The 9,513-nt window shown below is 44.0% G+C and carries 4 protein-coding genes; 1 reads left to right on the top strand and 3 read right to left on the bottom strand.

Features of this window, described 5'->3' with window-relative positions; translation table 11 throughout:
* The 3 genes from POV26_RS12985 to POV26_RS12975 all read right to left on the bottom strand — a co-directional run.
* A partial coding sequence (locus tag POV26_RS12985) for an HYR domain-containing protein (RefSeq protein WP_272856900.1) occupies positions 1-3,244 on the bottom strand: 3,244 nt, incomplete at its 3' end.
* A gap of 190 nt (positions 3,245-3,434) precedes the next feature.
* Positions 3,435-5,327, bottom strand: coding sequence for a molecular chaperone HtpG (gene htpG / locus POV26_RS12980; protein WP_272856899.1), 1,893 nt, complete (start codon positions 5,325-5,327; stop codon positions 3,435-3,437).
* A 469-nt stretch (positions 5,328-5,796) separates the two neighbouring features.
* On the bottom strand, positions 5,797-8,214 hold the full coding sequence (locus tag POV26_RS12975; RefSeq protein ID WP_272856898.1) for an alpha/beta hydrolase family protein: 2,418 nt from the start codon (positions 8,212-8,214) through the stop codon (positions 5,797-5,799).
* A gap of 138 nt (positions 8,215-8,352) precedes the next feature.
* Between POV26_RS12975 and POV26_RS12970 the strand changes: the two genes are divergently transcribed.
* Positions 8,353-9,360: a 3-oxoacyl-ACP synthase III family protein gene (locus POV26_RS12970; protein WP_272856897.1), complete on the top strand. Its 1,008-nt coding sequence runs from the start codon at positions 8,353-8,355 to the stop codon at positions 9,358-9,360.
* The last annotated feature ends 153 nt before the right edge of the window (positions 9,361-9,513 follow it).

The raw sequence follows: 9,513 nt of genomic DNA, 5'->3' as shown, positions 1-9,513 counted from the left end.
TAAGGGTCGCGTTGTTCACTTGTCCACTACCGGCGGCATCATCATCAAAGATCGCCGCGTTTGTAGCGAACGCTGGGCCGCCCGGCATAACGCCAGATCCGAATGTCCAATCCTGTGAACCTGCAGCGATGTCTGTTGACCATCCGGCAGGAATGGAAGCACCTTCAAAATCTTCTGTTTCCGTAGTCGTCGTATTGGCAGGGCCACAAGTGATCACGGGAGAAATGTTATCGATAACATTCACAACTGCCATACAGGTAGCAGAGTTTCCACTGTCGTCCGTAACTGTTACTTCTATGATGTTCTCACCAAGTTCTGCACAGGTAAAATCTAGACCAGAGCCTCCGCCCGTAGTGTAGTGGATATTACCGTTAAATACACGTGGCTCAAATCCACCAGTAAATGGATAGCTCATACCACGACCTTCGTAGAACTCTAGATTTGCATCAGAGGCAAAAAGGTTCCCCGTAGTGGTTCCGTTGGTATAGTTCATACCACCGTTTATGGTAGTTACGTAAAACGCTACTCGTTCGCCGGGTGCCACTACCACTCCCAAGTTAAGGTTCAGTGGGGTGGGCATGCCATCACCAACAGAGGTTACGTTAGTGGTTGCCAATAAAGTCCAGGCGCTTGGATCGGTATGGAAGCCTACCCAGGTACCTGTCTTGAAATAAACTTCTATATCATCGGTAATACCTGTATCAAGGTTTACGTCAAAAGAGTCTATAGTAAGATCATTGACCGCAACCACGTCAAACATAGCGCCATCAAGACCGTTTCCACCGGCAAAGGTAGTGGTAAGCGTTTCCATTGTTCCTCCGCCGGTACCGCCAGCGGTAATTGTATATCCACAAGCTTCGTTGACACCTGAAACAAGGTCGTTGGGATCTACGCTTGCCATTCCGTTTGCATCAAGGTAAACGTCAAGGCCTCCGCCTGAGGCAGCCTCATAGCTCAACAGGAAGTTGTCAACGCCAGCGCCCCAGTTCCAGCCGCCATCTTCGTCATCATAGGTAAAACGAACCTGGAATGCAGCATTTGCATAAGCCGAAACATCTATGTCTCCAGTATTTACTGGATCCACATCTACATCGTCAATAATAAATACTTGTTGCCAAGCACTACCATCCCACACATCAGCGTAAAGCACACCAGAGCCTGCAAAATCCTGAAGGGCATAGTCAAATGAAAGTTGTACGTTGCTGGCACTTGTAAGATCATAAACAGGAGATAGAAGTCTTGCCATGTTTGCAGGGCCAGATCCAGCCGCGTCATCGTCAAAAATTGCAGCGTTGGTCGGGAAATCTCCACCCGTTGGCATGTCTCCGCTTCCGAAGGTCCAGTCCTGGGAACCAGATTCAATTACGGTTGTCCATCCAGATGGAATGGAAGAGCCCTCAAAGTCCTCAGACTCGGTGAAGACCCCAAAACCGCCCACACAGAATACCTCGGGAGCGGTAACGTCCTGAACGGTAACGGTAGAAGTACAGGTTGATGAATTGCCAGCGTTATCGGTAACGGTAAGTGTAACCGTGTTTGCACCGGTCATAGAACAATCAAACGAGGAAATATCCAAGCTCAAGGAAGCGATGCCACAGTTGTCCGTAGAACCATTGTCCACATCAGCGCCCGTAATTGTTGCCATTCCCGTTACCGGGTCAAGATCCACGGTAAGGTCTTGGCAGACTGCCACAGGGGCTTCGTTGTCAACCACGGTAACCATAAACGAGCAGGTTACGGTGTTGCCATCGCTATCGGTTACGGAAAGCTCAACCGTAGTATCACCCACTGGGAAAGTGCTTCCGCTTGGAGGGGTAGCCACGATAGAAGAGGAAATGTCGCCGTCCTCAACGTCAAAGGCCACGCCGGCAAAGTTTGCTACCCCACCACAGGTGCCAGCGGTATTGTTTATAACAATATCTGCCGGACAGACAATGGTTGGAGGATTGCCTACTACAACTGTTGCTTCAGTAAAGTTTATGCAATAGTTGTATAATGTACCGGTATCACCTCCACTATCGTCGCAGATACGAAGTGTCCAATCTCCATTAATAGGTTGACCTGCAAGTAAGGTGTTTAACAAGCCGCCTTCTGCGAGATAATCTCCAGCGGGGGTGCCGCCCGTCCAGCCAGTGATGGCATTTACGGAATCATCATCAAAAACCAAAATTGATCTGGTGTCCAGTCCAGTACTACCTCCATTATCTGTAGAAAGTTCTACGGTAACGGCTCCACCGGGGGAAACCAAATAGATGTCAAGATCGCTTGCCCAAGTATGTTCCAAATCGATCTCAATAAAATCCAAGATATACTCTCCAGAACCAGTCCCAATAGTGCCAGTTGCGGCAACAGTTGCTGGTGAAAGAGTTGGGGAAGCACAACCAGGGCCTCCACTTCCTGAGGCCGGAATCAGTTGTGGGTTGCCAGTGCCGCATTCAGCTACTGGACCTCCTCCCAAAGCGGAGCCATAAATTTGAAATGGCATTCCCTGTGGTTCATTGGTACCTGGGGGGGTGTCAAGTGCAGGATTATATGGGCCGCCTGCTATTGATTGTAGCGCATTGCCAGTGTTGGCCTGTCCCAAGATTGCAATAGGGGGTGCCCAAGGGCCAGAACCTAAAGAACCGCTGTAATTCCAATCTAACCAATAGGTGCCAGCGGTTAAGGTTAGGCCTACCGGCGCTACGGTAACCTCCATAATAGGTCTGTTAGTGGCGGTAGTACTTGTTTCGGTATCTCTATATACATTGCTCCAAGTTGTGGAAGCAAGTACATTTGTAGTAGCATCGCCCCAAATAATGTTGCTTCCTGCAACACCTGGAACACCGTCCCAAATTCGCAGAGTGATTCCAGTAATAGTTGATGTGGTAGTGGAACCAGTTTGATAGCAATAAAACCGAAGTTCAGTGATGTCATAATCATCTGTTAACGTAACATCATCGGCCATTCTGTTGTTGTTGACTGTTTGTGCGCCAAAACCCAAAATGTTCATTCCCAAAGTTACGCTCTCCAACCTGCTTCTATCAGGTGGCACATTAATTATTGGGCCATTGTCATAAATTAATCCAGGGGCAAGTGAGCTGGGCGTGTAGTAGGTTCCCGTGTTCGGAACCACCCTTCCAAAGTTCATAAAGGGTTGTGTGGTAGCTACAGTGCCATTGACCGTTTCGGATGCTTGCCCAAAGACGCCAATGGTAAGAACTAAGCAGAACAAAAATGTAATGCTAAAAGTAATTCTTTTCATAATTTAATATATTTAAAGTTAGAACAATAAATATATGTTAAAAACTTCACATTTGGATTATAATCTTTAAATTTTATGTTAAAAAAACAAGCATGGTTCTTTTTGTTGTGAAACTTGGTGAAGATGCCATAAAAAAAGCCATTCCGTGATGATGGAATGGCTTTTTGCACATTAGGATTTAGAGAAAAAGTTACTTAATCATCTCATAACTACGCTTTATAAACGCTGTAAGCTCTTCTCCTTTGAGTAAATTTTTGCTCAATCTTGCCAAATCGAGCGCCTGATTTACCAATCTTTCTTTCTTCTTATCGGTCTTGGTATTTAAGATCTCGCTTACCAATTCGTGATTGGTGTTCACGATCAAATTGTACATTTCAGGGAAGCCTCCCATCCCGAACATACCGCCACCGCCGGTTTTCTGCATATCTTTCATTCTGCGCATAAACTCGGGCTCGGTAATGATGAACGGGTTTGCATTGCTGTCCAAAGCCTCCAATTGTACGCTGAATTTTTCCTTCGGAATAACGCCGTCCAAAAAGGTTTTCAGCGTTTCCTTTTCTTCGTCGGAAAGTTTTGAGATCTGCGCATCGTCCTTTTTGATGAGGTTTTCAATATGGTCGCTATCTACACGTACAAAAGAAATTTTCTCTTCCTTGCTTTCCACTTTTTGAAGCAAATGCGTAACAATTGGCGAATCCAAAAGCAATACCTCATAGCCTTTCTCTTTCGCGGCTTCAATGTAACTGTGCTGTTCTTCTTTATCTGAGGCGTACAGAATAACCAGTTTGTCATCCTTATCGGTCTGCACGTCTTTTATTTTTTCCTTGAATTCCGAAAAGGTGAAATAGTTGCCGTCAACCGTTGGGTACAGCGCAAAATCCTGCGCTTTTTCGAAGAACTTATCTTCGGTCAGCATTCCGTATTCAATAACGATTTTAATGTCGTTCCATTTCTTTTCAAAGCCTTCACGGTCGTTGTTGAAAAGACTTTTCAACTTATCCGCAACTTTTCGGGTGATGTAGCTCGAAATCTTCTTTACCGCGCCATCGGCCTGCAAATAGCTTCGCGAAACGTTCAGCGGTATGTCCGGACTGTCAATTACCCCGCGGAGCATCGTCAAAAATTCGGGCACGATTCCTTCCACATTATCGGTTACGAAAACCTGGTTTTGATAGAGCTGGATTTTATCTTTTTGAATGCTCATATCGTTCGTCATCTTCGGGAAATAGAGAATTCCGGTAAGATTGAACGGGTAGTCAACGTTCAGGTGAATGTGGAAAAGTGGCTCCTCAAACTGCATTGGGTACAATTCCCTGTAAAAAGATTTATAATCCTTGTCCTCTAATTCTGTGGGTTGCTTTGTCCACGCCGGGTTTGGATTGTTGATGATGTTGTCAACTTCCTTTGTTGGCGCTTTGTCGTCTTCTTTTGCGCCTTCGGGTTTTGGAAGGGTTTCGGTGCGCGTTCCGAATTTAATCGGAATTGGCATAAACTTGTTGTATTTCACCAGCAATTCGCGGATGCGGCTTTCTTCCAAAAATTCGGTAGAATCATCGGCAATGTGAAGGATAATCTCAGTCCCTCTTTCCTTTTTGTCGGCTTTTTCAATGGTGAATTCAGGCGAACCCTCGCAGGTCCAGTGCACCGCTGGCTCGTCTTTGTAGCTTTTGGTGATGATTTCCACCTTTTTGGCAACCATAAATGCGGAATAAAACCCAAGTCCGAAATGCCCAATAATGCCAGCATCCTTTCCGTTTTTGTCCTTGTATTTTTCAATGAATTCCTCGGCGCCTGAAAAAGCGATTTCGTTGATGTATTTTTCAACTTCCTCTTTGGTCATCCCGATTCCTTGGTCTATTATGCGAAGTTCCTTTTTCTTCTTATCGAGCTTCACTTCAATAATTGGGTTGCCGTATTCCACGCCTTTAGCTTCGCCAATGTTGGCCAAATGCTTCATTTTTAAGGTGGCATCCGTTGCGTTTGAAATCAATTCACGAAGAAAAATCTCGTGGTCGCTGTATAAAAACTTTTTTATCAGCGGAAAAATATTGTCCACCGATACATTAATAGTTCCTTTGCTCATTTCAATATTGTTTATTGTTATTGTTTATTCCCGTAAGGATGGGAATCTTTTGTTTTTAACTAATTCAGTTGTGCTTTAGTCAAAAAAAATACCAAGTCCCAAAATGCTGACACCTTGTCATTGTAAATATTGGACTTGGGAATGAAGAAACTTTAACAAAACTTTGTTCAATCCTTTAACAAGTTCACTAAACAAAGAGTTGTATCTTTACCCGAGAGTAATCGAATATTGAATTGCTATGAAAAAGTAAAAATATTCTATTATTTAATTGGTTAGGTTGTTTAAGAAGGGCGCATCTTTTGCGCCCTTTCTTTGTTTAATCATTATTTCTGTAGAGGAAAATGTTTTATCACAAAGGGCACAAAGATTCACGCAAAGTACTCAAAGAAAAATCTCGGTGCTCTCTGCTCTTTGCTTAGTGTACTTTGTGGTCAATAAAGCATTAAGAGTATTTAAAATGATGAAATTTCTATTTTTTATTCTTTACATATTTGTCGAGCCACTCGTTCTGTTCCCATAGCACGTGCAGAATGCTCTCCTTTGCACTGTAGCCGTGGCTTTCCTTGGGCAGCATTACCAATCTTGCCGTTGCTCCCAAACCTTTTAAAGCATTGAAATAACGCTCGCTTTGCAGTGGATAAGTGCCCGAGTTGTTGTCTGCTTCGCCGTGAATAAGAAGTAAAGGGGTTTTCATTTTGTCAGCGTGCATAAAAGGCGACATTGTATTATAAGTTTCGGGAGAATCCCAATAGCTGCGCTCTTCACTTTGGAAACCAAAAGGCGTAAGGGTTCTATTGTATGCGCCACTTCGGGCTATTCCCGCAGCAAAGAGATCGGAGTGGCTCAACAAATTTGCAACCATAAACGCGCCGTAGGAATGGCCGCCTACGCCCACACGATTTCTGTCGATATAGCCCATTTTGTCAACGGCATCAATGGCGGCTTTGGCGTTGCCAACCAATTGGGTTCTAAAAGTATCATTGGGCTCTTCATCACCTTCGCCCACAATGGGAAAGGCGGCATCGTCCAAGACCACATAGCCCTGGGTTACCCAATAAATGGGCGAGCCGTAATATGGGTAAATAAATTCATTCGGGTTGGTCGTGTTTTGAGAAGCACTGTTTTTGTCCTTAAATTCGCGTGGATAGGCCCAAAGAATCATCGGCATTTTTTCCTTCTTTTCTTTGTCGTACCCAATTGGCAAGTACAAAGTGCCCTCAAGCTCCAAGCCGTCGTCACGTTTGTACGTAATTACTTCCTTTTGTACGTCTTGGATGCTCTTAAAAGGATTTTCAAATGATGTAACCGGCGTTAAATCATTCTTCTTTTTAATATTTCTGAAATAATAATTGGGGTATTCGTTCTGCGATTCTATCCGCACTAAAATCTTCCCTTTTTTCATATCGATTGCGGAATTCAGATTTTCCAGCTTATCGGTATATTCGGACTGGTAAATGCGTTTCGTTTTTTGTGTTTTTAAGTTGAATTCATCCACAAAGGGAAACTGGCCCTTGTCCGAAAAACCATCACCCATCAGAAAGGCGTTGCCATCAACCATTTCGAGAACCCTTTCGTCAAAATCGTTTCGGGCAGTTACAAAATTGCCGGGATCGTTATAACGGTCCTGATAATTCCTATCAAAAATAATCTTTGGCGTTTCCGAAGCATTTGAAGGATTGAACAGATACGATTTTGTATTTCGGTCGTTCCACCAATAGTCGGATGCAATTGCAAGATTATCATTCCCCCAAGTAATTCCTGAATAGCGGTTTATCGTTTTCAAAAGCAGTTTTTCCTTTCCGTTGAATGGAGCTTCCAATTGGTAAACGGCATCGCGATAATCCACTTTTACTTCCGGATCGCCTTTATCCAATGCCTCGGCCCAATAAATGGTTGCGGGTTTATCGGCGCGCCAATCCATGCTGCGTTTGCCCATTCGGGTTGCCATAAAACCTTTTGGTTCTACTTCATTCAGCGGTACATCGTTTACTTTCTGAATGAGTTTCCCCTGGCTGCTATAAATAGTAGTTTCAAAAGGAAAACGGTTGTACGGCACAATATAGGAGAACGGTCTTTTGAGGGTATTTACCATTACATAATTGCCATCGGGCGAAAAATCAATATCGTCATACATGGCCGTGGGAAGAAAATCGGCAACTTTTCCGTCCAAGGAAATCTTTTTTATTTCCGAAAGCGCCAATTGCTCAAAGTTAAATTCGTCGTTTGGGCTACTGAGCAAATCCTGATAAGTTCTGTTTTGCGCCTTTTCACCATCGCTCACCGTAACGGTCGGGCCATCGGGAACTGCTTCGTCTGTGTTTATCAATTCTTTTCTATCCTTCGGAATTACATTTACCAACAACGCGCTGCCGTCCTCAAACCAATTGATCGGGTCGCCCATATTAGCATTTACCTTTAAAGTGCTCAGTTGTTTGGCGGTGCCGTTTTCAATATCTGCCAGCCAGAGTTGTACGCCATCTTCCACCGTATTCAAAAAGGCAACCATTTTTTGGTCGGGGGAAATGGTAAAGTTTGAAAGCCGTGGATTGTTGGGAATTCCCGCTACTTGCCGGGCATCTTTTTCGGAAGCCTTTTTCACTTTTATATTGTTGTAAAACCGGGTTCGGCTACCGATGTTGGTTTTTGGATTTATCCGAAGCCCGCCCAACCGCAATTCAGCTTCGGAAAGCTCAGCGATAGATTTGTAGGCATCGCGATAATAAAGGACTACGTTTTCCCCTTTGCTGTCAATCCACACGGAAGGTGCCAAGGGCGCTTCCACAAGTTCCAGAATTTCCTTTGGCGGTTTTTGATAGGTGAGTTTTTCCTGTGCAGTAAAATTTCCTGAGAATAGGAGAAGAATGACGATCGCGAAGAATTTTTTCATAACAAAAATTTTTAAGGGCTAAAGATATTCAAATTTAGGAGAACGTATTTGCTATGCACGCATACTATATAAACTGAGTTTTCTTTCCGTTAAAAGCGGTATATGGTTATCTTTCGGAACTATTTTAAATTGAATTAAATGTACACTTCAAAAATTACAGGTTTGGGCTATTATGTGCCCGAAAATGTTGTAACCAACGACGATCTTTCAAAACTAATGGACACCAACGACGCTTGGATTCAAGAGCGCACGGGAATTAAGGAAAGGCGGCATATAAAAAAGGGCGACGGCAATTCTACTTCGGTAATGGGGGTAAAGGCTTCAAAAATTGCTTTGGAGCGCGCCAAACTTCAGCCAAACGATATAGATATGATTGTTTTTGCAACCTTGAGTCCCGATATGTATTTTCCGGGCGGTGGGGTAGAAGTGCAGGAAATGATGGGCATGCGAACCATTCCGGCCTTGGACGTTCGCAACCAATGCAGTGGGTTTGTGTATGCGCTTTCCGTAGCAGATCAATTTGTGAAAACGGGAATGTATAAAAATATTTTGGTGATTGGCAGCGAAAACCACAGCGGCGGACTGGATATGACCACGCGCGGCAGAAATGTTTCGGTTATTTTTGGCGACGGCGCCGGGGCGGCGGTTGTTTCCAGAAATGAAACCGGAAAAGGCGGTATTCTCTCCACACACCTACATAGCGAAGGGCAACATAAAAACGAGCTCTCGCTTAAAGGGCCGAGCACCGAACATTGGGTGCCGGAAATAATTGCCGAAAACCCACAGGAAGACATCCCGTATTATCCGGTGATGAACGGACAGTTTGTGTTTAAGCACGCCATTGTGCGCTTTGCTGAGGTTATTCAGGAAGGGTTGGAGGCCAATAATTTGAAGGTTGAAGATATTGATATGTTGATTCCGCATCAGGCCAATCTTCGCATTTCGCAGTTCATTCAACAAAAAATGAAATTGACCGACGAGCAGGTTTTTAACAACATCCAAAAATATGGAAATACCACGGCAGCATCCATTCCAATCGCACTGACAGAAGCGTGGGAAGAGGGAAAAATCAAAGAAGGCGATCTTGTGGTTTTGGCGGCCTTCGGGAGTGGTTTCACTTGGGGAAGTGCTATTATTAGATGGTAAAATGTATTGGAAGAAATATAAAAAAGCCTCTCAGTTTTCCTGAAAGGCTTTTGTTTTACCTAAAAAAGGTATAATTCGTTAAAAGGCTAACCTGCCTGCCGGCAGGCAGGTTCAAATAAATTATAAAAATAAAATTTTAGGTATTTAGTATAT

The organism is Aequorivita todarodis (genome assembly GCF_028561335.1).
In the GTDB taxonomy this organism is placed as follows: Bacteria; Bacteroidota; Bacteroidia; order Flavobacteriales; family Flavobacteriaceae; genus Aequorivita; species Aequorivita todarodis.
Note: the sequence above shows the minus strand (reverse complement) of the source record. Positions and strands in the feature narration are given on the sequence as shown.